Origin of the sequence: Nocardia sp. NPDC049737 (genome assembly GCF_040674755.1) — a bacterium.
Taxonomy (GTDB): Bacteria; Actinomycetota; Actinomycetes; order Mycobacteriales; family Mycobacteriaceae; genus Nocardia.
The window spans coordinates 536,627-559,925 of record NZ_JBFANH010000001.1 but is presented as its reverse complement, the minus strand read 5'-3'; the positions used below and the strand labels follow the sequence as shown (position 1 = coordinate 559,925).

The window sequence follows — 23,299 nt, the reverse complement described above, 5'->3', positions numbered from 1 at the left end:
AACACGCGGTAATAGCCGATTACAGGATCCCTCTCGGCCTCGACACCGCCCGCTCCTGACCGCCGATAGACGTGCCTGTCGGATGCTGCCGCTACACGGCACCACAGGGATTTCGCCAGACCCATCGCAGGTCAAAGCGCCCGGCCAAGACCGCGGTTCGCAATGTTCATTTCCGAGCATCACTCGGCTCGAAGTCCCGGTGTCGGTCGGCGGACGTTATCGACGGCCAGAGGCACCCAGTGACCGCCCTTATTCGCCGGCGCTCTCGTCTTTACCTTTACCTTTACCTTTACCTTTGCCTTTACCCTTGCCTTTGCCTTTGCCTTTACTACCTTTGCCCCCGCCCTTGTCCTCGTTCCCGGCACCGCCCGTGCTGCCGCCATCGTCGGAACTCGGCGGCGCAGAGGGCCCGAAGACCTGCACGGGTTCGACAGCACCGGCCTGATTCCCGAAGTCGATGCCCGTGCCCGTGGCACCACTTCCGGGGATCGGCTCCCCCGCCTGCCCTTCTCCCGGTCCCGGGTCCAGCGCCTGGGCGGTGGCGACGCCTGCGGACAGGAAGACAGACAGGATGCCGACCGCGGCGGCGGTCGCGATTTTGTGAGTCACCGTATAGCCCCTTCTCGTGCCGGAAGTGGTACATGTCTGATCAACCGATCCAGCCTAAAAGCGGGCAGGAGCCACGTTCCTGATCCTCAGTCCTGCGGCGATTCCCGCTACCGGTCTGCTGTGCTGTCCGGCGGGGAAAGCGTCGCGAGCCTGGTCGGGTTGAACATCCGCCCTCGGGAAGGGAACCGCCAGTCCAGTCCCGCCGAAGCGGTGTCGATAAAACGTGTCGAAGGGTATGGAGCTGCGAGGTGGCATCCCGCCCGAACGAACGTCCCGAAATGCCGCTGGTCGCGCTTTCCGTATACGAGATGGATTGCAGCTCGCGCCGTCCTGTCATATCCGACTGTGCGCTTTGCGCTGAAAGGTGCTGGAAGGCATGCGAAGTCCAGGCGCCTGAGTCTTCGTGACCCTGTCCCCTCCAGCAGTCGGAGCGGGTCGGCTGCCCTCTGGCTACTGTTGATCCGCATGACGCACACCGGGATCGAGATCACCGCGGAGTTGGTGCGGGATCTGCTGCGTGAGCAGCACCCCGACCTCGCTGACTACCCTGTGCGGCTCGGCGCACGCGGCTGGGACAACCAGCTGTGGCGGCTCGGCGATGACCTCGCCGTCCGGTTGCCCTGGGCGACCGAGTCCGCAGATGCGCTGCTGCGCAAAGAGCACACCTGGCTGCCTGTCCTCGCCCCACACCTTCCTCTGCCGGTTCCCGTTCCCCAGCGGCTCGGTGAGCCCTCCGAGCGGTTTCCGCGCCCCTGGATCGTCACCACCTGGGTGCCGGGCACGCCTGCCGACCACGCCCCCGTCACCCACGCCATGGAAGCGGCCACCACCCTGGCCGCCTTCCTTACCGCACTTCACCACCCCGCCCCCGAACAAGCACCCACCGGCCGGAACCGCGGAGGGCCGCTGGCCGAGTACTCCGTAGGGTTCGCCAAGCAGCTAGCCTCGGCCACCGAGCTGGGGCTGATCCCCGATCCAGACGCCGTCCGCGCGGTCTTCGAAGACGCCGCCGCCGCGCCCGACTGGGCCGGTCCGGCGCTATGGCTCCACGGCGACCTGCATCCAGCAAACGTCCTGACCGCGGAGGGCACGATCTGCGGCGTGATCGACTTCGGCGACCTCTTCGCGGGCGATCCGGCTTGCGACCTCGCTGCCGCTTGGCTTCTGCTGCCCGACGGCGCCGCCGAACACTTCCATGCCGCCTACCAGCCGAACCCGGACACCGCGACCCTGCGTCGCGCCCTCGGATGGGCGGTGCTGCGCGCCCTCAGCGGCATCTTCATCGCGGACGCCGGTGTCCACGGCCGCCCCGGCGGCAAGCCCACATGGGGCCCACCCGCCCACGCCGCACTGCGACGCCTCACCGCATCGACTCACCGCTGATCAATCGCTTCCGTGCAGAAGGGAGCGGATTCCATCGGTCAGGCCATAAACGGACAATCTCGAACACCCAGTGATGCCACGATCCGCGCGTTCGGCGGCGCACAGTCCTTGGCCAGCAGTCGATCTCGCGAACACGACTATCGAGCGTCTGCTCCGGATGCAGACTCAGCCGGGGTTTCCGCAGTACTCGGTTGTTCGGGACCATCGCCCGACTTGGGGTTCGATTCCGCAGTATTGGTCTGTCCGGTGCCATCCGCCCGGCTTGCGTCACAGCGGTGCCGATGGCAGGACGCGGGCCAGATGGCGCCCGCCACGGATCCATCCGAGGTTGGCTTGTCCAATCGGGCTGGGCCAGGTGCCGATGAGCGCGCCGTCAGCACAGCGTCCAGAAGAGGACCGTCCGAGCGAAGGGTGACGCCCCGAACGGTCCACCCGAATCCAATGACTTGGTCGCGCTGGCGGATTCTCCGTAAAACGCTGTGGCCCAGTAGAATTGGAATGCACAAGACCGGCTGGCACCGGGAATTGATGTCTACGGGAGTACAAATGAATAATCGCGCTGTCGCGCGCGCGGTCGGCGGGGATGCCTGATGCCGCGCGAACGAATCAAGCCCGGACGGCACGGGAAGATCACCGCTACAGTCGTTCGGGATGCAGCCGGAAAACCGATCCGGCACATAGCAAAGACCAGACTTCGCGACCTCGACGGCGCCCTGCGGCAAGTGGAGGCGGTCGGACAATCTAAGCCCAAGGCCATAGCGGCACTCGAGGAAAAGCTGGCCCGGCGGGTCGCACCCTCGAAGTCCGAAATCACGGCGGATACGCTCGTGCACCGCCTCGTCGAGCGATGGCAGATAAAGGTCGAGCGCTCCAAGCTGTCTGCGAACACCAAACGCCGATACGGGGAGATACTGGACTGGACCTTCACATCGTCCCCAGAATCGGCAAGCTGACCATCGCTGAGTGCACCACTCAGGTGCTGGAAGGGTTGCTCGAAGACATCGCCGATCAGGTGGGCAGGCCGACCGCGAAACTCGCGAAGACGTGCTTGTCCGGAATGTGGACGCTAGCAAGCCGATACGGCGCCAGTGCCGGAAATATCATCAAGCTGCTCGCACCGATCCAGGTCGAAGACAAACCGGTTGTGGCGTAGTCGCTCAACGAGGTGCAACGCATCCGAAGCGGGCTGCGTAGCGACAAGCGCGCCGTCGCGAACGGTATCGCCGATCTGGTCGATCTCCTGTTGGCCACCGGATGCCGCATTGGCGAGACGATGGCGTTGAAGTGGAAGCATCTCGATCTCGACGCCACCAAGCCCACTGTGCTCGTTGAGGGGACCGTCGTGCGTATACGCGGCGGCAGGATGATCATCCAACCGCATCCCAAGGGCGGCCCGAACGGCAAACGCCGACTGCTGCTGCCCGAGTGGGCCGTAGAGAGACTGACCGCCCGCCGTGACTTGATACCGCATGAGCCCAACGATCTCGTTTTCCCATCCCGAGGAGGGACCTTGCGCGATCCTCGCAATGCCCGCAAGCAACTACAGCGGGCACTCGACCGCATCGGCGTCACGGGAATCCCCCAGAACCCTCATGCGGCGCGCAAGACCGTCGGCACGCATCTGGCCGAAGACGCCGATGGCGGGCAATCCGATATCGGTGTCGCGGCCGCCCAACTCGGCAACACCGAAGCGGTGACACGAAGGCACTACGTCCAACGCACCCATCAAGGCCCGGACGCCCGGAATCGCTTCGCGGCCTTCGCTCTGCCGGATGAGCAAGACGGGACTGCCACGACGAGGCGAACATGACCCTTGAGGGTGACCAGCGATGCCCAGCGTCGGTCATCATTTGCTAGCAAACAACCAGCTCCCGATGCCCTGGCGGGCAGGGTGTCGGGAGCTGGAGGGAGCAGCATGTGCCCGCAATTTGAAAAAGGTGAGTAAGTGGTGACCTGGGTGGTTAAGGCACGACCCAAACACCGACTGCAATCCCCCTGACCAGGGGGTTTGTGGGGCGGGCGGGGCTCGAACCCGCGACCAATGGATTATGAGATCAAACCCTCTCGGCACTGTGCTAACCAGCAAAGAACCTGCATGTCACAGAGCATTTCACCATAATCTATTGGTGCGAGAGCGACGATATCTCCTACCCGAAATCCCGGTGCTCTTCGGGTGCCTCTTGAAGGATGGTTTGACCGAATGTCTCCCTGGGCGCTGAGATAAGAGACTTGGTGCGTGGTGCCGCGGCAGATGGCCAGGTCTTCCACATCACTCGCGATTATGCACTTACCGACGACGCCAAGCGCCTCACGAAGCTGATCTTCCTAACACTGCGTACTCCGCTATCGGTTCACGACAACCTTCGAGGCGGACTTCACCACGTCACGGATGTGTGTCACGAACTCGTCGACAGAGGATGAGGGATTGTCCTCCGGGAAGCGCGTGCCGTCCTGCTGGTGTCTTTTGCGGAGGGCTTGCGCGTGTCGGATGGCGTTGTGCGCAAGCGGCATGTAACGAGAGCCATCAAGGTGTTTGCCGCCAGACCCATCGAGCTTACGCCTGAGTTGAATTGCCTCATCGGTGGACAGGTGGCCTGCGTGTAGTCGATGGTGAAGGATGAGCCAGATCTCGAAGCAGGGGTTACTGATCGCCAAGTGGACGCCGTTGTCTCTCGCCATCTGTCTTGCGCGGTCAAGATATGGATGACGTTGCGGGAACTCCACGTCGAACACGCACCAGTAGAAATCGACATCCAGGTCGGCGCGGCGTTTGTCGGCGCACGCACTTTCCACGAGGTGCATCGGCGTCGCCCCTGCCTCTTCGATAGAGACATCCACCGAAACCACGTCAGTGAGCTCAGGAAGCCGTTTGAGGGCATCGATGTACTCGGGTTCAGTCGAAATGCCCTCCGCGTAGACGCGGAAGGTCGTTCGGACTGGCGTGGTTTCTGTTGTGCGCTTGAGGTTCTTTCCCTTCTTGCCACGGTCTTTGGCGCTCATCCAATCAAGCCCAGGTCGCGCAGAACCTCAAGATGGGACACGTCGGGCAGCGCACCGAAACGGCCGCTAAGGTAGCCGCTCTCAAGGTTCGCCGATCGGCGAACCCGTTCGCCTGCGAAGTCCGACAGCGCTGCAAAGCGAGTCGACCCGTTCGACGCCTTCTCCGTCAGCCATACTTCGTCCCGGTTGAGGTGATTCAAGAGGTTAGTGTCATGTGAGGTGAACAGAAGCTGGGCGCCGTGTGGGTTGGACTTTCTTCCCTTGAAGAGTTTGACGAGCTGTGCGGTGAGTGTCGGATGCAGGCTCGCATCGAGTTCGTCAAAAAGGATGATGGTGCCGCGCCGCAGGGCGTTAAGCACCGGTCCGATCAGATCGAACCATGCCCGAGTTCCAGCCGACTCGTCACGGTACTCGAATGGCAGTCGTTCGCTATTGGCGACGTGGACAAGTTGAACAGTACGGCGGGTGATGGGCTCGCCTCGGACAGATTCGATTTGTGTTTCCTCGATCTCTACATCCGCCACCCCAAGATCAGCGAGTTGTAGCAATGCCATCGCTTGTTGGCGAGTCGATCGCCAATCGGGCTCATCGTAGAGCGAGTCATCCTGGTTCAGGTCAGGCTCTTCATCTTGAGGCATATCGAAGAGACGGAGCGTCGATTGCCTCGGGCCGATTGGTAGGACGCGCCGATACCTATTCAACGGCTGCCCTAAAGCCACAAGACGAACTAGGGCTCGTGAGAATGAAGAGGTGGTTGGCTCGTCAAAGCGTCGCATGATGGACAGAGCTAGTGACCGATCGGTCAGGAGCGTTCGAGTGCCAGAAAGTTCCCCTAGTCCGCGCTGCAGGATCAGCTCGTTCGCTTCGCGTTCGAAGACGCGCCGACGCCGCCCTTCGGGATAGTGGAAGAGCGCCTCGTAGCTAACTCGATGTCTGCCAACATCGAGGAGGTACTCGAAGCGGACCCCGTCAATCTCCAGTTCAAGCACGAACGACGAATCCCGGCTCTTTGCGTCCCCGAAAGCGAATGGATCGACTGGGATCTCGTCGTCCCACGCGCGCAAGGAGTTCTGAACTGCTGTGCGAAGCCAGGCCAGCGCCGCCAGCACGTTCGATTTCCCCGAGGCGTTAGGGCCAAAGATGCCTGCGACCGGCACAAGGGAGACTCCGAACTTCGGATAGGACCGCACTTCCGGTCGGTCGTCAACTGCAACCATCGACAGCTCTGCAGGCTCAAGTATCGAGCGGAAGTTCTCCACTTCGAACCGAATCAGCATAGGGCACCTCGCTGCACTTAGATGGGCATCTTCGTCAAAACCGTACCAAACAGGGGCTTTATCAGCGCCCCTGCAGCGTTCTGACTGATTGATCGTGTCCCGTGCGCGCACACCGGGTGGCTGTCACGGCAGGCTCCCGCAGCCCGAGTATCACCAGCCCGGTTCTTGCCGGGGGTGACTGGCTGTGGTCCGTACCTGGAATCCGATCATTACGGGTGAGCATCGCCCGATTGTTCTAACCGCCGGAGCGCCTCCAGTACAACAGTCTCGTCATCCCACGATCTTTTCAACGGAGGCTCCGGGTACATCGCTTCCCACGCCCAGCGCAGGCGATCTCCTTCGCCCAAGGCGGCATCTATCTCTTGTCCCAACGTACGAACCTGGTCCGCCAACAACTCAACGTCAACGACAGCGACTTCCCGCACCTCGGACGCCCGCTGTAGACGACTACGGGCGACATAGAAAATCCGGTGATCAGCAGGCTTGCCGCTGGGGCGGCGCTCACATTCGTCGTCGTAACACCGCGTGCTCCAGTCGCCGTGAACAAAGAAGTTGCGCTCCTGATTCAGGGCTTTGGCCTGGCTCAGCGCATTCTCGAACCGCTTCACGTCCTGGAGTGCGAAGTTCTCAGCATTCTGACACTCACGGAGCATCGCCTTACCAGTCCTAACCAGCCAGTCAACAGACTGTCCGTCAAAGACGATCCCCGCCGCATCCACCCTCGCGAGCCATGCGACGAGCATCCTGACACGAGACTCCAGGAAGCTACTGTTGACAACCAACCTGCCCATCGCAGGGTAGACATCGTCGAAGTCAGAATGCCGTTCATTCACAAAACCACAATGCCCCAATGAAAACGGTGTCGCAGCTGAGTATTGGGGTTCGCGACCTCCGGCCGCGTGGCCCTGCTAGGAATCAGATTGACTCCTAGATGTGCCATCTCATTAGGTTGGTGCCGCGGGCCGTGTCGGCAATTCGTCGGTCTCGTGTACGAGCCAGCGCATGAACGCTACTACGTGAGCATTCAGGTTCGAATCTACTTCGGCGACTGCGGCTTTCGCGCGCTCTTGTAGATCGGGATCCGCCCGGACGGTTATGACCGGAAATCGGTGCTGACTAGGCATTTTCCCATTATCTCATAGGTGGACGTCCACCTATGAGGAGGGGGAATGCTGCGTGACATCACATCGGGGACCGCGGATGACGACGAAGGTCATCACCCTGCGACCGGCAGCCGAGTTCATCGACCTTCACCATCGTCATCACAAGCGTCCGGTCGGTCACAAATTCTCCATCGGCGTCCGCGTCGACGGCACAGATCATCTCGTCGGCGTGGCGGTAATCGCCCGCCCGAGCGCGCGGTTGCTCGACGACGGCGGCGACACCCTCGAAGTGGTCCGCTCCTGCACGGATGGCACCCGCAACGCGAACTCCGCGCTCTACGGTGCAGCGCGGCGGGTCTGCAAGGCACTCGGTGCCCGTCGACTGATCACCTACACCCAGGACGGGGAGACCGGTACCTCGCTCAAGGCCGCGGGATTCACTCCGATCGCTCATCGCCGCCCGCATTCAGGCTGGAACCGGCCCGGTCGAGCCCGCACGGACGCGCATCCCACCCAGATCGGGCGCACGCTGTGGCTGCGCGGCGAATCGCTCCCGGAGCGTCACAAAACCCGCGAATGTCACGAAACCCTCAAGCCTCAGCAGTGCTCGCAGTGCGGCACGCCGATTGAACAGCCGGCCACCGGACGTCCCCGCCGGACATGTTCGGCCCCCTGCCGAACAAGAGCATCGCGACAGCGCCGAGTCGCCACGAGCAAAGGAAGCCACCGATGAAACCGCCGATGGCGTACTACGGGGGAAAGACCACGATCGCGGCCAGGATCGCCGCCATGCTCCCCGAACACGGGCACTACGTGGAACCGTTCGCGGGATCGTTGGCGGTGCTACTAACCAAGCCCACAGTGCGGATGGAGACGGTCAACGACATCGACGGCGACCTGATGACCTTCTGGCGGGTGCTACGTGACCGACCGGCGGATCTGGCGCGAGTGTGTCCGCTGACCCCGCATTCGCGGGCTGAGCACGAGGCCTCGCATGGTGACTTGTCTGGCCTGGACGAGTTGGAGCGGGCCCGCCAGGTGTGGGTGAAGATCACCCAGTCCCGCACGGGAACCCTGCGCCGCACCGGCTGGCGCCACCACGTCAATCCGCAGGGCTCGGGGTGTCGATGCCCGGGTACCTGGCCGCCTACCTGGAACGCATGTGGCCCGCGGCCGAGCGGCTGGCAGCGGTGTCGCTGGAATCGCGCCCGGCGTTGGATCTGATCGGCGTCCACGGCCGCCACCGGTCCACGCTTCTATATGTGGATCCGCCTTATCTGGGCACGACCCGGGACCGGAACTACCGGCACGAGATGGGTGGCGATGCCGAGCATCGCGAGCTGGCGGCCGCGCTGCACGCCTGCCAGGCCACGGTGGTGCTGTCCGGCTACGCCAGCGACCTCTACGATCGCGAACTGTATCGGCACTGGCACCGCTACGAACTCGCGTCGTTCACCACCCAGGGCGGCACCCACCGGGCTCGGACAGAGGTCCTGTGGTCCAACCACCCTCTCCGCGTTCCGGACGCAGATACCTTGCCCCTGCCGGAGTTTCGTAACAGCGATGCTCCCGGCGCGGGTGCATGTTACGAAACCCGATGCCAGGCACCGGGATGCGAGAAGGTCCTCACCCGCCGCGGCACCGGCCGCCCGGGCCGCTTCTGCTCTACCGCCTGCCGGATGCGCGCACACCGCGCACCAGCACAGCCGACACCCTGAGCTTCTAGTCCTGTGCGGCGTCGTCGATGATGAGCCCTGTACGAATTGACCAACGTCCGACCCAGCCGACCGGCTCTCGTCCCGTCGATGTCGCCGGATCTTTCGCCAGCACGCACGAAACTCCTGCGATAGCCTCTAGATTCGGAATCCGCGAGCAACCGCGGTCGGTAGTTGGGGGATCTACAGATGAGCATCAGTTCCCGTAGACCAGTGTCGCTTCACTGGAGTGCCGGTTGGCTCGGTCACAGGATCACTCGACATGTCGCCTTCGGCGTGGCAGTCGTCACCGGCGTGGTTGTGGTGCTCTTGTCGCCCTTTCTGCTTCTGCTGCTGCCAACGGCAAACATCGACTGGGGCCGACTGCGCGAAGTCAGCCAAACCTACGGGGCGACATCGACAATCGTGTCGGCACTCGCTCTCTGCGGGGTCGCGACTTCCCTCTTCATACAGACCCAACAGTTCAAGGCATCCCGATACGAGACAGTTCGTCGCTACCATCTGGACTTGAACCGTATTGCGCTGGAGGACCCGACGATTTACGGGCCGTGCATCGGGAGGCTAGTCGAACCACCCGGCATCGAGGCTCGCCAGTTCTATTACACCGCTTCGTGGATGCGGTATGGACTGATGGCCTATGAGTCTGGCGTGGTCAGCGAACGGTCGCTGCGCGAGGATCTGTTTGACGTTGTATTCCGTAGCGAGATCGGCCGAGACTACTGGAGTCAGACCGGGTCGCTGTGGGGGGAGACGATGGCGAGCTACAACCACCGGACCTGGGCATTCAAACGCATCGCAGACGAGGAATACCGAAAAGCCATAGCTGCCGGACCGGCGCCGATCACATGGGATGCGATCCGCGCGTCACAGCAGATAGCCGGACCCCAGGAGCTGTCCAACTCCCGTGAACAAACGAAGTGGCTGACGTCTGGTGTAGTCGCCCTCACTATCAGCGCTGGCGTCGCACTCGGCGTCGCGATCGGAAAGTCAAACCTCAGCCACTTCGACCGGTAACTTACAAGGTCAAGCCGCATGAACGCTGTGCCGACGATGAAAGATCCACCATATCGGCGAGCGCAGATCCGCAAGTTTAGTGTTGTTCAAAGAGCCTGGTCAGCGTCATTATTCCCGGCTTTGCACCATACGGCCGCGCGGGCTGAGCCAAGTGGCGGTTGAACAGGTCTCCGGATTCCAAAGCGGTACGGCCGCCAGAAGTCCCGACCTCTTCGCCGCAAGATTGCCCGCGTAATTGAATGATGTTCTATACCGCCGGTCACGCAGCCGGGGTCGCCCAACTGCCGCTATTCGGCGAGGGCGACCCCTGCGACACCGCTGGCCCTGCTACTCCCACGGCCGGGACTCGCCGCGCGCCCGTGCGGTGGGAGCCGATCTGGATAAAAGATCCATCGCTGGCGGGACCGTCATCCGGGGTAACACAGCGGCGCAGCGAGCGATACGTCCACTACCTCCGCCCAACCAATCTTCGGGGAGAACGAGTGGCTGACATCACGGCATTCGGCGGTACCTTTTGGGAGCCTGGAGTGGACCGCCAATCGGCTGGAAAACTCACGCTCTCGTCTGATGGCAAACCAGAGCTGCGCGTGGACAATATGATCACTAACGAGACGACGGTGGTGATTCAGCAGCATGCCAACGGCGAGACTCATGTGTATCGCAACGAGAAAAACGCCCAAGCCGTCGTGCGCGACCAGCTTGCGCGCACCCTGCACGGTATGACAGTCGACCATATCCCGATGACGTTACTCGAATCGCATGGCGGGAATACCACCTGGGCGGGGCTAGGGCAAGAGTTCACGTGCCGATTTGTAATTATCGGTGGGCATTTCAGGCAACACCAGGGATACCAACGCGTCCGCTTCTCTACTATACGGGCAATAGCCGAACCCATGAGCCGCGAGGACGCGACATTCGAAGCTTACGGCGGAGGTACAATAAGCGCCTACGAGGAATCGGATAAATGGTGGATTGAATTCTCGCTCAACGCCTCCGCAACAGTGAGGATGATCGGTAGCCACCTGCTTCTTCCATGCAATACCCTTACATCTATCGCGTTGCGGCGACCCTTCCCTCTCATGGAAAGTCAGCTACGCACAGCAGCTGACTCGGCTTGGCTGACTTACTTTTCACATAGGAGCACTCGGACCAATCCTACTCTCGCGACGGGACAAAAACTTCTGCCGCACGGATCAATAACGGCTGGCCGACTGGCAGACTGGACAGACCTAAGCGCAAAGGCAGAGGCCCTCGTTGACGCGCTAGCAGGTCACGACGACGCTGCGCCAATCGAAGCCCAAATTATTACACTGACGTCGATATGCGAAGGAGTGGATCGGCGGGTCTACGGCGAGCAGCCATTCTTTGAGAGCCTAAGCGCGAGCGCCTTAAACAATGTCAAAAAAGCTGCTCGAAAAGCAGTGCGGGAGAAACTTGCCACTTACTCCATACTTGAAACCGAGCCTGTCCAAAAGCATATAGCGGACGTGATGGTAATGCTCGGAAAGATGCCATTCACGAATAGACTAGCCAGGCTTGCAGCAGTCGCATCCGCAGTAGACCCCGCCATGCTGCGAAGCTTCAAGAATTGGCCCGCATCGGTCCATTCCGTACGCAATAAGATCGTGCATCAGTACGATATAAGTGCATACCAGAAGCCTCTGGATGTTGACGAAACAGAACGCGATGAGAAGGAGTTCGACCTCAGAATATCGGTTGCATTCTCGTTGATTTGGGTCCTGAAGTTGACATTTTTATCAGCGGCGAACTTCCCATTGGAGATAATTCGCGAAGGACTCTCTGATCATGAACCATACGAGTACGCTTTGGCGAATATCGCAGTATTGATGGAGAACCACCCAGAGGGACTTCCGCTTCAGCAGCAATAGCAATTGTAATTCAGAAGAAGATCCCAAACCGCGTCCCATCTCCAACGCCGAGCATGTGTCGCCGTCAGTCTGGCTCGCAGTTCCGCCGCAACCCGTGCCGAAAATCTCGCTCCACCGTCACGCCCGGGTTCGTTGCGCTCTCTGCCTCAACAAGGTGTGCTATCTCACGAGGTCGGTACTTCCGTCCGTGTCGGCAGTTCGTCGGTGTCGTGCACCAGCCAGTGCAGGAACGCGATCACGTGCGCGTTCAGGTTCGAATCAGCCTGGGCAACGGCGGTTTTCGCGCGTTCGTGAAGTTCGGGGTCGACTCGGACTGTCATAACCGGAAATCGGTGCTGACTAGGCATTTTTCGATTATCTCACGGTGGACGTCCACCCGTGCATAACGGTAGAATTGGGGGTGGACGTCCACCCTTGACCTGGGTAAATGAGTAGGGAGAACCGGGGATGAAACCGCCGATGGCGTACTACGGAGGCAAGACCACGATCGCGGCCCGGATCGCGGGCATGCTGCCCGCCCACGGCCACTACGTGGAACCATTCGCCGGATCGCTGGCGGTGCTGCTGACCAAACCAGCGGTGAGGATGGAGACCGTCAACGACATCGACGGCGACCTGATGACGTTCTGGCGAGTGCTGCGCGACCGCCCGACTGAGCTGGCGCGGGTATGCGCGCTGACGCCGCATTCGCGGGCCGAGCACGATGCCTCGCACGGCGACCTGTCCGGCCTGGACGATCTGGAGCGGGCCCGCCGGGTGTGGGTGCGGATCACCCAGTCCCGCACCGGAACCCTGCGCCGCACCGGCTGGCGCCACCACGTCGACCCGAACGGATCCGGAGTCTCGATGCCCGGCTACCTGGCCGCCTACCTCGAGCGGATGCTGCCCGCCGCGGAGCGACTGGCCGCGGTCTCGCTGGAATCCCGACCGGCGCTCGATCTGATCGGCGCGTACGGCCGCCACCGCACCGTGCTGCTGTATGTGGATCCGCCGTACCTGGGCACGACCCGGGACCGCAACTACCGCCACGAGATGACCAGCGAGGCCTCCCATCGGGAGCTGGCGTCCGCCCTGCACGCCTGCCAGGCCACCGTGGTGCTGTCCGGGTACGCCAGCGAACTGTACGACCGCGAGCTGTATCTGCACTGGCACCGCTACGAGCTGGCATCGTTCACCACCCAGGGCGGTGCACACCGAGCCCGCACCGAAGTGCTGTGGTCCAACCACCCCCTGCGCACCCCCAACGCCGATACCCTGCCGCTCTCGGAGTTTCGTAACAGCGACGTCCCAGCTGAGGATGCAGGTTACGAAACCCGATGCCAGGCACCAGGATGCGAGAAGGTCCTCACTCGTCGCAGCACTGGCCGCCCGGGCCGCTTTTGCTCCACCGCCTGCCGAATGCGCGCCCATCGTGCATCAGCTCAGCCCGCATCATGAGCCGGGCCTACCTCACACCTTCGGGTATGACGTAAGCGGCGTCGTGTCGGGCACACACCCCCGTCCGGTACGGTGTGCCGCTATGGTGCGACTGCGCTACTTCACCGACTGCGACGAAACAGTCCAAGCGAAAGTCCGCGGCTGGACACATACCAAAGAATTCGTCGAACGAATCGGGATGTCCGACAGCAATCTTGGGTGCGCACCCGGCGCCGAAACCGGCATCGGCCGAATCCACAACTGGGTCATCTTCGCTGATGAGCAACCGGTGGGATTGGTATCGGCGATGGTCCAGGACCGGCCGCTCAACCAGCTCGAGACGGAACCCGACGATCCTGCCGACTACCCGTCGCTCGGGACGGTGACCTATATCGACCGAGAGCACCGCGGCCGCGGATACGCGTCAGCGTCCAAACGTGCCATCAGCGAACACGATGCCGCGAACGGAGTACGTTCCTTCGGTTGCGCCATCGCCGCTGACAACACAACAAGCCTGAAATCGATCAAGAAAGCCGGATACGAGAGCGTCCGTGTCGAGAAGCGCGACGGCAAGCCGGATAACCTTCATTTCCGGCTGCGGCGGTAATCGCATCAGCGTTCTGTGTAGAGCTGGGGCGTGATCGAGGCTGAATCCCCCATTCCCCGCAGCCACAAGTGACACGTTCCGATTTCTGCCCCTACCAGTGTGTTCGAGTAGTCCGAGTCGCAGGTTTTTCGCCGCGCATTGGCGGCCATATCTACAATGATTCGCCTCCAGCTGCGATCTATCGCCGAGTGATCGCTATCTCAATGCTGTTGCGTTGCTGGCTGATTCGCTGCCCGGCTTGGCGGCCGAAACGCCTTGCCCTCCTGCGGTAGGCCAACTGGCCGCCCGAGCCTTCGGACCACGTCCCTTGCTTTTGGCCCTGGTGTGGGTCGGGTTGCACAGATAGGCGGGCAGGCACCGCCTGCCCGATAAGGCCTGCCTTTTTCGCGTAGAGGCTCCAGGGTCAAGGGTGGCCGTCAGGCCATCGGCGCAGCCGACGCCGCCAGGCGCCCTTGACGCTGGAGGGGCGCGGAAACACAATGCAGGCCGACCCACCACCAGGGCCACGCGACCGGAGGCCGCGGAAGTTCTTCCACGAGCATCGCTCGTGCACGCGGGCGCCCAACGCCTGCGCACCAACCACCGCATCGCGATCCGTCGTCCGATGACTCACGCCGTGCAGTAGTCGCGGATCTGTAGACCGCCACCGATGCAGACGAGTCGACCTGCTGGAAGCGACACCGCCAGGTGTCGATACGTATGCCAACGGAACCAACCAGCTAACGCACCGATACGCACCCAACGCAACCACTTCTCTTTCTCTCAACCACCACCCCAACCTCCCTCTTTTGATCTTTTGATTTCTGATTGCTCCCCCACCCCCACCCAGTCCGACATCTCATTGACCACGAAGTGGGTGATGAGATGTCGGACTGGGTGGGGGTGGGGGAGTGAGCAGAAATCCCGCCCTTTGCCCAGCTCACGGGAGGGTTGGGGTGGTGGTTGAGCCCGCGAAAAGCTAGCACGACACAGGTGCTGGGTTTTCGCTAGAAAGTCGCGCGCTTTTCGCCCACCGATCGGCACCAAGATCGACTCCTGAAATGCTGTCGACGCGACACGAGATGACCCCTTCCTCAGCCGGATAGTGTGAGTCCGGCTCGTCGGTTGTTCAAGGGCGCTCCTATCGTCGCGTCGGCTGCGCCGATGGCCTGGCGGCCACCCTTGAGCAACCGCCGCTCCGGACTCGTTTTGCCTGCGGAGGAAGGGGCCGGGGAACAGTCAGTGCAAAGCACAACCACGGGTACTCAGGTGGCTGACCGGCTGTGAATACGACGTAGCCCCGGCCGAAATCTCGGCCGGGGCTTCGTGGGTGGTGCGGTTTAGTCGGTGGGCGGGATGTAGGCCACCAGTTCGTAGACGCGGCCGTAGCCGCCTCCCTCGACCGGGCCGACGTAGACCAGTTGATCGAGGCGACCGCCAAGCGCGAATCCACCGGCGCGAGCACGCCGCACGCCCGCGGCGATCGCGCGCTGCATATCGCGATCCAGCGTGATCGAACGCAGACCTTCGTCGTCGGAGTCGGCACGCTCGCCGGTCTCCAGGATCAGTGCGGAGTCGATGACCGGGTCCCCGGCCTGGGCGACCATCGGCTTGCGGTTGACCCAGTACAGCGGCTGCCCCTGGCTGTTGTGGCGGTGGCGCCGCACCACGGCCACGATCTCACCGGAGATCGTTGTGTTCGGTTCGACGTCGCGTCCGAACGGGTTGCGGGCGCCTTGGCTCATCAGCTCGGCGTTGATCTGGTCCAGGTCGGTCATTGCGTTGGTCATGAGAATTTCCTTCATGGTTGAGGTGGTGAAAGGGGGATTGAGGGGCAGGCTCACTGCCTGCCCTCGAAGGGCTCTGCCCGTGTGGCGGTGGAGGCTCGCGGGTCCAGGGTGGCCGCCAGGTCATCGGCATCGCCGATGCTGTGCGCCCTTGACGCGGGAGAGACCGCCGCACACCCTCCCGCACCACCAGGGCTATCGATCAGCGAATCAAGCTCAGCACCTCCCCACCGGGGTCCTGTGTGTGGGCGGCGGCGATGATCTGCGCGACCCGCGACTTCGACAACCCGACCGCGGCACCGATCCGGCGCGTCGACTCGCCCGCCGCCACACGGCGAAGGATCTCCGCGTCGCGGTCGGCGAGTGCGTCACTGTCCACCGTGACGGCCGCGACGGTCTGCCCGCTGTCCAGCTCCGGCGCGGCGTTGTCCAGTGGTGGACGGTCGCTGTCCAGTCCTGTCCGGTCGGTGTCCAGCCGTGTCGAGTCGGCGTAGATCGGCGTCAACTCGGGATCCGCGCTCGGGTCGGGGATTCGCGGGACTTCGATCAGCGCGGTCAGGCCGTGCGTGGCGGCCAGGCCGAACAGCGGCGCCGCGCCAGCCACGCACGCCGCGATGGTGGCGGGCAGGATGCGTTGCCCGGATTCCGCAGCGTGCAGGCCATTTCCGACCACCGAAATCAGTTCGGCGGCGAACAACTCACCCCAGAAGAAGAACACCGTCGAGTTCTTGACTCGGACACCGGTTCGTTCGCGGCGCTGCAGCGAGACCAGGGCGACAACGGACTGGACAATCGCGCCGTCGACGAAAATCGGACCGGCCCACGCTAGACGCCGTGTGATCCCGGCCATCTGGCTCAGTTCGGTCAGCGCGGCGAACGACCATGCGAACGCACCCAAGCCGATAATGATCGTCATTGCCAGTGCGGTCAGCTCGGCCAGGTCGAACCGGCCGGTGGACGGCTGGTGGACAGGGTGGACGGTGGTTGTCGAGTTCATCGGTCGTATCCCTCTCGATCGGTGGACGCGGTCCACGGGCTCCACGCAGGTGTACGGATCAGGCGTTCCTGCTCGGCGTGCAGGGCGTGCCCGGCCAGCTGATCCAGGGCGTTGTCCAGGTCGCTGGCCAACTCCCGGTTACGGTCTTCCAGCTGCGCGGCTTCGTGTTCGGCGGCGTCACGGGCCGCGACCGCTGCGGCGAGCTGCTCCTCCAGCTCGGCGGTGCGCTGATGCGCCGCGATCAGCCGCTGCGCCAACTCCTTAGCGCTCAGGCCTGCCACCGGCTCCGCCACCGAACTGGCCTGCACCTGCGGCACGGGTGCCGGGGATCCGGTCGGGGCGGACTCCCGCATCGGTGCCGGCAGGGCCGGGATCGCCCAGATCTGTGCTGCGGAGGCGGGCATGGTCGCCTCGATGGCCGGGGCGCTCACCGCTCGGCTCCGTCACGCTCAGCATTTGCCATAGACATGGCCAGTGCGTTGCCCGGCTGGTAGTTCGCCAACGGCGACACACTGCTGGCCAGCTCGCGGGTACGAGCCGCGGCGAAGGCCGAAGACACCGGAACCGGTGCGCTGGTTCGGATTTCGGCGGCATTCGCCCACGGCATATCCCGAGCGGGCTCGTTTCGCCGTCCCGCCTCGGCGTTCCAGGTGCCGTGGCCGGTCAGCTCGGCGGCCTGCTGCAAGCTGCGCCACCGGATCGGTTCCATCCACTCCGGATCGCGGCCCTGACGCTCCACGATCACCTCAGTAGCGCGACGCATCGCGTCCGGTGCGGCTTCCCATGTTGTGACCGCTTCATCCAGGTGGTTCCACACATCCCGCCAATACCGCGACTCGTGCTTTTCCCACCGGGCGGCGATATCGTCGGCGGCATCGGAGTGACCCTCAGCCACGGGACCGTCACCAGCCGGGTCGTCAAGGTCGATGGTGAGCGCCGCGTTGTTCAGTTCATCGACGTGGCGGACGTAATCCGCGCGCAGCTGGCGTTCGTCATCCGATTCGGCGGTGCTGTAGTACTGCGGATCGGTCATCGGAATGAACCGGTCATCCGAAGCCGATACGGCCCGGTTGTCCACGCGGGTCACATAGTGGGAGGTCAGCAGACCGGACTGGTCGCGCTCGATACCGTGTTCGGCGATCCAGCGGGCCTGCTCCTCGCTGCGTACCTCGATCGGTGACAGGGCGCGCTGATGCATGGCAAGCATGCGCTCGGCGTAGGCGTGGTCATCGCGCCACCGCTGCGTCGCGTCCGACAGGTACATCCAGTGGTCGGCCCACTCGTCGTTGCGGTCCAGCCATGGCGAGGCGTACTCGCGGTAGTCCAGCTCGTCGGCCGGGTCGTAGTCTTCCGAGTCCCGCGAGCTGTACAGCTCGGCGTGCATGAAATCGCTGCGCATCACCTGCTCGAGACCGGTCACCAGGTACTGGTGTGCGGCGGCGGTAGTGTCGGTCATTGGTTCGGCTTCCTTCTCGATCTGGTAGTTGGGGTTGGTGTCGGGCCGATCCATGCCGGGCGGTCGCACGCCCGGCATGGCTGTTTCGGTACTCACCGCTCGGCCCCGTCCCGCTGGGAACCATTGCGGGCCACGGCATCGGCCAACGCGTGGCCGGGCTGGTAGTCCGCCAGCGCCGACTCGGATGCGGACTCGGCGGCCTGCTCCCAGGAACCGTGGCCGGTCATCTCCCGCGCCTGCAGCTGACTGCGCCATTCCATGTCGCTGATCGCGTCGACGCCTTGGTCCTGGTCGTGGCGGAACTGGTCATAGAAGCGGCGCATATAGTCCGGTTCGCACTTCCAGTCGTGAAGCGCGAAATCCAAGTAGCACCAGGCTTCGCCGAGGTCGTCGGCGCGGCCATGCCATCGCGCGTCAACCCCGCGGGCCTGGCTCAACAGCAGAACCCTTTGCTCCTCGGTTTCGGCATACACAGAGGTTCGCCGCAGCTCTTCGGCGCGAGCGAAGTCCGCGCGCATCAACACCTCCTCCGGGTCGGTGACCTTGTCGGCGTACTGGTTGATGAACGGGTCATCGAGATCGTCGGCGCGGCTCATCGCTCCATCCCTTCCCGATCGCGTCCGTTACGGGCCACGGCATCGGCCAACGCGTGACCGGGCTGGTAATCCGCCAGCGGGGACCGCGGTCCGGACTCGCTGGCCGCTTCGGTGGCCTCGCGGGTTTGGTTGCGTGCCTGCTCGGCTTGGCGTTCGGGGCTGCCGTAGCGCTGCTCGGCCGGGGTGCGTTCGGCGAGCTTGCGTACCGCCTCGTCCCGCTCCGACAGCAGCTGATCCCGCTCGGCGCTCAACGCGGTCAGCTGCCGCGTCAGCTGGGCATTGCTATCGGCCAGTTCGCTGTTGTGCTCGATCGACAGATTCAGCCGGGCCTTCAGCGAATCCCGTTCCGCGGCAAGATCCTGCCGATCGCGGCCGGTGCTACGAGCCGGGCGTCCGTTGCGGTCCGGATCTCCGAACGGAGTGTGATCAGTCCGATCCTCGTCAGTGTCCATCCCGAGCGGGCCGTCGACCCTCTCGGCGCTGTCGCGCCGATCGGACTCGCGGGATGCCGCATGGGTGTGTTCCTGCTCGGCCGTTCGGCGGTCGGTCAGGACCTCGATCCGATCGTTCAGCTTGTCGGTCAACGCCTGCGGCTCGCCGTAGCTCCAATGCGTAATGCGGTCGTGTACCGAGCTGGCCTGGTTGTCGGCAATATGCGTGGAAAGGCTGGTACCCGTCGGCCACCGCCCTTCGGCCACAGCGTGTTTGAGCCACTGCGTGGCTGCCTCCTCGCTCGCGAACTCGCGCCGCTCGACAGCCACCGGACGCCACGACACAGGTCGGCCGGTCCGAGCCGCGCGGGCACGGTCAGCGGCGGGGCTGTTCCAGCCGAGTTCAGCGACGAACCGCAGGGGTTCACCCTCACGGCTGAGCTGGGCCGTCTGCTCGCTCGTCCTCGCGGTTCGCTGCGCCGACTCTCGCCCGACCCCCTGGGTGTTCTGCTGGTACGAGACTTCACGGGCAACCTGAGCCCGATAACGCAAGGCCTCAATACCTTTCACCTTGTGGGCGCGGTTGAACAACTTGCCCGTCTCGAACTCCGGGAACGCTGTCGCCGCGTCCAGACCGTCGAGCCCGATACCTTTCTCGACCTCGGTCAGGTGCGGGTTGCGCAGCACCAGATCCCGCATATCGGCCCGATGCCGGGCCAGCACCTGCTGATCACGGAAACGGCGGGTGTGGTCGACGGTCGGATCGTTCGCGCGCTGGTTCACCGCCAGCGCGTGCACCCGGTACTTGTCGACGGCCTGCTCGGAATACACCAGGTTCCGTTGACGGGCGGCCTGCTGCTCGCGCGCCTCCTGGCGGGTGATCAGGCTGACCTCACGCCGTGCGCGGCGGCGCTCCAACCAATTCGAGGCCTGCGCGTAGTGGCGCATCGCCGCCCGCATCGAGGCACTGAATTTCCTTGCCTCGGCCGCTAATTCGTCTTCGACACTGCGATCGGACATGATCAATTTCCTTCCTTCTTGGTGGCCGCGGTCGCGGCCTGTTCGGCTTCATAGGCGCGGATATCGCTGGCGAAGTACTCGCAGAAATGGGTCCAGCCCTCCGGCCACAGCCGCAGCGCGCGCTCGATGACGACATCGGCGGCCATGGCATCAACCTCGGCGGTGTGAGCCTCGGTCCAGCGCGGCGCCATCTCGACACAGGCACGCAGATAGCCGCGGGCGGCATCGATCTCGGCGAGGTTCGGCGACGACGGCACCTCGATGCCTCGCAGCCGCGGTATGCCGCCCATTTCCTCGACTACTTCGTCAATGGCGTTGTCACACATCAGTTCTCACTCTGTTTCTCTCGGTGGGACGGCCGGTTATGCCGACTTCTTCGGGACCCGTTACTCGGCGTTGGGTTCGGTGTTCGCACGGGTGCGGCGCTGCTCGTAGCGGGCGCGACGGCCAGCCACCTGCTCGACGTGACGCTTGATCCAGGCGCCGGCATCAGCGAGGGCGTAGACGAGCATCCGCACGCTCTCGATCGCTCCCGGTCGTCCGGCGCAGTGCCACCACGCGAACGCGGCCAAAGCGAGCACGTACAGCGCCAGCGGACCGGGCAGCGGCAGCACCGCGACCGCGGTTGTCCCCGCCGCCGTGGCCGCGACGGCCGGTCCCCAAATCCGTGCCCAACCACGAATTTTCGTGAGCCGGTCGATATGGGGTGTGACGGTGCGCCCGACCGATCCGCCGTCGGGAACGACCGGAACCAGCTGCTGGGCGAGCTTCTCGGCGGCGGTGCCTTCCATGTCGGCGGTGAGCGCTTCGAGGATCTGCTGCTCGCGGGCCTGCTCGGCGCCGCGACGGCCACCCAGTTCCTCGCCGTGGTCTTCCGGATCAACCGGAGGGTTGGGCATAGTCATGATCTGAATCTCCTTGCGGTAAACGGGATTACGCCGGACGACGCTTGGGCAGGTCGATCACCGACGCCAGAGCATCGGCGTTGGTGTCGGGGTCGGGGTCGGTGAAGCGGTCCAGGCCCGGCAGCGGGCGCATACGCTCGCGCTCGTCGTCATCGAGCGGCGAGATGAACCCCCAACGGGCTCGTCCGCCCGAGACCTGCACCACGTCGCCTTTCTTCATGGCGCGCAACCGGTTCGGTGGAATCAGGAACTGATCCGAGGACTGGACGTTGCCCTCGTCGCCGTCGCGGTTACCGCTGATCAACTTGCGCGACAGCTCGAACTTCGGGCGGGTGCCGTACTTCTTGGCCAACGTCTCCGGATCCGGAGACCGCATCAGCAGCGAACCACCGGAGGCAGCGGAGACCAGGGCGTCGCGGTTGTCGTCGTCGTGGCCCAAGCCCTGCCAGGACTGCGCAATCCACCACGACCCGATACCCGCCTTACGCAGCCGCTCAACCCACTTCACCGCGCGGGTCTTCCCATCAGAAACCGCGCTGAACTCGTCCACCGCCATCAGCGCGGTACGTCCGTGCTGCTTGTCGGCCAACTGCTCGAACATCGTGCCGAGCGCACCGAACTGAGCACGGGCACGATCAGGGGTTTTCACGCCTTCGAGCACGATGTAGATCAGGTCGAAATCGGTCAACGACTTGTCGCCGTCGAACGCATCGCCCAACGACCGGTACAGGTTCGCGAACTCGGCACGCGCGGAGTTCATGACCGGCTGTTTGCCATCGAGGGTTGAGGCGATCTCCATGTCCACGCCCATGACACCGGTCCACGGCGTCGCCCCGAGCTCACCGCCCCACAGCCGCGCCAGTTTGTCCGGATTGAGCCGCGACAGGAACTCGATCCAGGAGCGGGGCGGGTTCTCACCGATCGGAGTCGGGATCCCGTTGATCAGCTCGACACGGGCCGGGGCGTCCACAACCAGATGGATCAGGGTCTCGCGGATCTCGTGGAAGTACTTCTCGGTGTCGGTGGTCGGGGTCGATCCGCCGGAGATCATCGCCGACAGGATCGAACGCAGGTCATCGACACTGGCGTTCCACAGTCCCAGTGACACGTCATCGGGGAACACGCCGATGCGATCGGCGGGAACACCCAACGCGCGGAACCACTTCCGCAGACTGGCCGCGATCTTGCGCGACTCCGGTCCGCCGTTGCAGTCGACCACGATCGCGAGCGGTCGGCCGGGACGGTCCAGCCGCCACCACTGCCGATGCCGCGTCCACGTGGTGACGAACCACGACACCAGCACCCGCTTGAGCAGCGTCGTCTTACCCGAACCGCTAGACGCGACGGTGCTGAAGTGCTCGGCGACGTTGATCCACGGCAGGATCAGCCGGGTCTCGGTGCGCCCGGTCAGCGACCGCAGCGTCGAACGCGGTGGCGCCTGGTCGCACTCGACCGCCAGGCGCCCGATCACCAACTCCGGGTTCAGTCCGCCCGTCGTAAACGGCAAACGCCGACGCGACAACCGGGTAGCCGCACGCTGCTCACGCTGGGCCTGCATAAACAGCGCCCGCTCGGTGCGGGCCGGGGACGCCAAACCCACCGTTGCCAGCTGCACACGCTTACGGGTGTAGGTGATGGTCGCGGTCAACCACGCGGCCGGGACCAGCAGCGACGCCATACCCAACAACCCGCCGACGTAATGCCCCGCCATGAACTCGGTTGCGGCCTGGGCGAAGTCGCGAGCGGGCGCGAACACATCCCACGCCCACAACGCCGCCGCACCCGGCATCACCAACACGGCACCGAACAACCAATTCCGCAGCCGCTGCGGCTTCCAACCCAACAAAGTCGCCGGAACCAGAATCGCCAACGTGCCGATCAGGACCGTCACCAGGACCGCCGCACCCAACAGGGCACCATCGCCCACGCTGTCCCAGCTCCACGACGAAAAATCGGGCAGCCAACCGAGCGGGTCGTGCTTGAGCCCGACCGGCGGCATCGTCGGATGGACATCGATCCGCGGCACCTCGGTCGGCGTCGGAACCGGTGTGGCCGCTGGAGTCGGCGCATACGGCGCGCAATCGGCCGGGGTGATCATCGGAGTGCAGGTCATGA

Annotated in this window: 24 protein-coding genes; 10 read left to right on the top strand and 14 right to left on the bottom strand. The window is 63.7% G+C overall.

Translation table 11 applies throughout. The features are described 5' to 3' along the window. Positions 1 to 249: 249 nt before the first annotated feature. A complete protein-coding gene (locus tag AB0J47_RS02720; protein WP_364339688.1) occupies positions 250 to 609 on the bottom strand; it encodes a hypothetical protein in 360 nt (119 codons plus the stop codon). 465 nt (positions 610 to 1,074) lie between these two features. Between AB0J47_RS02720 and AB0J47_RS02715 the strand changes: the two genes are divergently transcribed. From AB0J47_RS02715 to AB0J47_RS02705, 3 genes are all read left to right on the top strand, one after another. Then, positions 1,075 to 1,992 (top strand): aminoglycoside phosphotransferase family protein, encoded by a 918-nt coding sequence (locus tag AB0J47_RS02715; RefSeq protein ID WP_364339686.1) that lies wholly within the window; start codon positions 1,075 to 1,077, stop codon positions 1,990 to 1,992. Between the two features lie 590 nt (positions 1,993 to 2,582). Then, entirely contained in the window at positions 2,583 to 2,945 is a 363-nt protein-coding gene (locus AB0J47_RS02710; RefSeq protein ID WP_364339684.1) for a hypothetical protein, read from the top strand. Between the two features lie 212 nt (positions 2,946 to 3,157). Then, positions 3,158 to 3,802 (top strand): tyrosine-type recombinase/integrase, encoded by a 645-nt coding sequence (locus AB0J47_RS02705; protein ID WP_364339682.1) that lies wholly within the window; start codon positions 3,158 to 3,160, stop codon positions 3,800 to 3,802. Between the two features lie 533 nt (positions 3,803 to 4,335). On the opposite strand, the gene AB0J47_RS02700 is transcribed toward AB0J47_RS02705, so the two are convergent. The 3 genes from AB0J47_RS02700 to AB0J47_RS02690 all read right to left on the bottom strand — a co-directional run bounded on the left by AB0J47_RS02700 (position 4,336) and on the right by AB0J47_RS02690 (position 7,102). Then, positions 4,336 to 4,992, bottom strand: coding sequence for an RloB family protein (locus tag AB0J47_RS02700; RefSeq protein ID WP_364339680.1), 657 nt, complete (start codon positions 4,990 to 4,992; stop codon positions 4,336 to 4,338). After that, positions 4,989 to 6,269 carry an AAA family ATPase gene (locus AB0J47_RS02695; protein ID WP_364339678.1) on the bottom strand — a complete coding sequence of 427 codons (1,281 nt, stop codon included), beginning with the start codon at positions 6,267 to 6,269 and terminating at the stop codon, positions 4,989 to 4,991. The genes AB0J47_RS02700 and AB0J47_RS02695 overlap by 4 nt, the downstream gene beginning before the upstream one ends. Positions 6,270 to 6,478: 209 nt before the next feature. Next, on the bottom strand, positions 6,479 to 7,102 hold the full coding sequence (locus tag AB0J47_RS02690; RefSeq protein WP_364339676.1) for a hypothetical protein: 624 nt from the start codon (positions 7,100 to 7,102) through the stop codon (positions 6,479 to 6,481). A gap of 367 nt (positions 7,103 to 7,469) precedes the next feature. Between AB0J47_RS02690 and AB0J47_RS02685 the strand changes: the two genes are divergently transcribed. From AB0J47_RS02685 to AB0J47_RS02665, 5 genes are all read left to right on the top strand, one after another. Then, the gene (locus AB0J47_RS02685) at positions 7,470 to 8,105 is read left to right on the top strand and encodes an XF1762 family protein (RefSeq protein ID WP_364339674.1); all 636 of its coding nucleotides are present in this window, start codon (positions 7,470 to 7,472) and stop codon (positions 8,103 to 8,105) included. Continuing rightward, positions 8,102 to 8,596, top strand: coding sequence for a DNA adenine methylase (locus AB0J47_RS02680; protein WP_364339672.1), 495 nt, complete (start codon positions 8,102 to 8,104; stop codon positions 8,594 to 8,596). Before AB0J47_RS02685 ends, AB0J47_RS02680 begins: the two co-directional genes overlap by 4 nt. Then, positions 8,500 to 9,090 (top strand): hypothetical protein, encoded by a 591-nt coding sequence (locus tag AB0J47_RS02675; protein WP_364339670.1) that lies wholly within the window; start codon positions 8,500 to 8,502, stop codon positions 9,088 to 9,090. The genes AB0J47_RS02680 and AB0J47_RS02675 overlap by 97 nt, the downstream gene beginning before the upstream one ends. 186 nt (positions 9,091 to 9,276) lie before the next feature. Next, positions 9,277 to 10,101 (top strand): DUF6082 family protein, encoded by an 825-nt coding sequence (locus tag AB0J47_RS02670; RefSeq protein WP_364339668.1) that lies wholly within the window; start codon positions 9,277 to 9,279, stop codon positions 10,099 to 10,101. A gap of 482 nt (positions 10,102 to 10,583) precedes the next feature. After that, a complete protein-coding gene (locus tag AB0J47_RS02665; protein WP_364339667.1) occupies positions 10,584 to 11,990 on the top strand; it encodes a hypothetical protein in 1,407 nt (468 codons plus the stop codon). A gap of 164 nt (positions 11,991 to 12,154) precedes the next feature. Here the strand turns inward: AB0J47_RS02665 and AB0J47_RS02660 are convergent, their stop codons facing one another. Beyond that, positions 12,155 to 12,310 (bottom strand): hypothetical protein, encoded by a 156-nt coding sequence (locus tag AB0J47_RS02660; RefSeq protein WP_364339666.1) that lies wholly within the window; start codon positions 12,308 to 12,310, stop codon positions 12,155 to 12,157. Positions 12,311 to 12,437: 127 nt separating this feature from the next. On the opposite strand from AB0J47_RS02660, the gene AB0J47_RS02655 reads away from it, so the two are divergent. Both AB0J47_RS02655 and AB0J47_RS02650 read left to right on the top strand, forming a co-directional pair. Continuing rightward, positions 12,438 to 13,427, top strand: coding sequence for a DNA adenine methylase (locus AB0J47_RS02655; RefSeq protein ID WP_364339663.1), 990 nt, complete (start codon positions 12,438 to 12,440; stop codon positions 13,425 to 13,427). An 82-nt stretch (positions 13,428 to 13,509) separates the two neighbouring features. After that, positions 13,510 to 14,013, top strand: a complete 504-nt coding sequence (locus AB0J47_RS02650; RefSeq protein WP_364339661.1) for a GNAT family N-acetyltransferase — start codon at positions 13,510 to 13,512, stop codon at positions 14,011 to 14,013. Positions 14,014 to 15,332: 1,319 nt separating this feature from the next. Here the strand turns inward: AB0J47_RS02650 and AB0J47_RS02645 are convergent. The 9 genes from AB0J47_RS02645 to AB0J47_RS02605 all read right to left on the bottom strand — a co-directional run bounded on the left by AB0J47_RS02645 (position 15,333) and on the right by AB0J47_RS02605 (position 23,297). Continuing rightward, complete coding sequence (locus AB0J47_RS02645) at positions 15,333 to 15,782, bottom strand: hypothetical protein (protein ID WP_364339659.1); 450 nt, start codon at positions 15,780 to 15,782, stop codon at positions 15,333 to 15,335. Between the two features lie 199 nt (positions 15,783 to 15,981). Continuing rightward, complete coding sequence (locus tag AB0J47_RS02640; RefSeq protein ID WP_364339657.1) at positions 15,982 to 16,776, bottom strand: DUF2637 domain-containing protein; 795 nt, start codon at positions 16,774 to 16,776, stop codon at positions 15,982 to 15,984. Next, a complete protein-coding gene (locus tag AB0J47_RS02635; RefSeq protein WP_364339655.1) occupies positions 16,773 to 17,207 on the bottom strand; it encodes a hypothetical protein in 435 nt (144 codons plus the stop codon). The genes AB0J47_RS02640 and AB0J47_RS02635 overlap by 4 nt, the downstream gene beginning before the upstream one ends. Beyond that, a complete protein-coding gene (locus AB0J47_RS02630) occupies positions 17,204 to 18,328 on the bottom strand; it encodes a hypothetical protein (RefSeq protein ID WP_364339653.1) in 1,125 nt (374 codons plus the stop codon). Before AB0J47_RS02630 ends, AB0J47_RS02635 begins: the two co-directional genes overlap by 4 nt. Then, the gene (locus tag AB0J47_RS02625) at positions 18,325 to 18,828 is read right to left on the bottom strand and encodes a hypothetical protein (RefSeq protein WP_364339651.1); all 504 of its coding nucleotides are present in this window, start codon (positions 18,826 to 18,828) and stop codon (positions 18,325 to 18,327) included. The genes AB0J47_RS02630 and AB0J47_RS02625 overlap by 4 nt, the downstream gene beginning before the upstream one ends. Next, on the bottom strand, positions 18,825 to 20,279 hold the full coding sequence (locus AB0J47_RS02620; RefSeq protein WP_364339649.1) for a hypothetical protein: 1,455 nt from the start codon (positions 20,277 to 20,279) through the stop codon (positions 18,825 to 18,827). The genes AB0J47_RS02625 and AB0J47_RS02620 overlap by 4 nt, the downstream gene beginning before the upstream one ends. A gap of 2 nt (positions 20,280 to 20,281) precedes the next feature. Then, positions 20,282 to 20,605, bottom strand: coding sequence for a hypothetical protein (locus AB0J47_RS02615; protein ID WP_364339647.1), 324 nt, complete (start codon positions 20,603 to 20,605; stop codon positions 20,282 to 20,284). A gap of 60 nt (positions 20,606 to 20,665) precedes the next feature. Continuing rightward, positions 20,666 to 21,184 carry a hypothetical protein gene (locus tag AB0J47_RS02610; RefSeq protein WP_364339645.1) on the bottom strand — a complete coding sequence of 173 codons (519 nt, stop codon included), beginning with the start codon at positions 21,182 to 21,184 and terminating at the stop codon, positions 20,666 to 20,668. 28 nt (positions 21,185 to 21,212) lie between these two features. After that, positions 21,213 to 23,297 carry a hypothetical protein gene (locus AB0J47_RS02605; RefSeq protein WP_364339643.1) on the bottom strand — a complete coding sequence of 695 codons (2,085 nt, stop codon included), beginning with the start codon at positions 23,295 to 23,297 and terminating at the stop codon, positions 21,213 to 21,215. Positions 23,298 to 23,299: the final 2 nt, after the last annotated feature.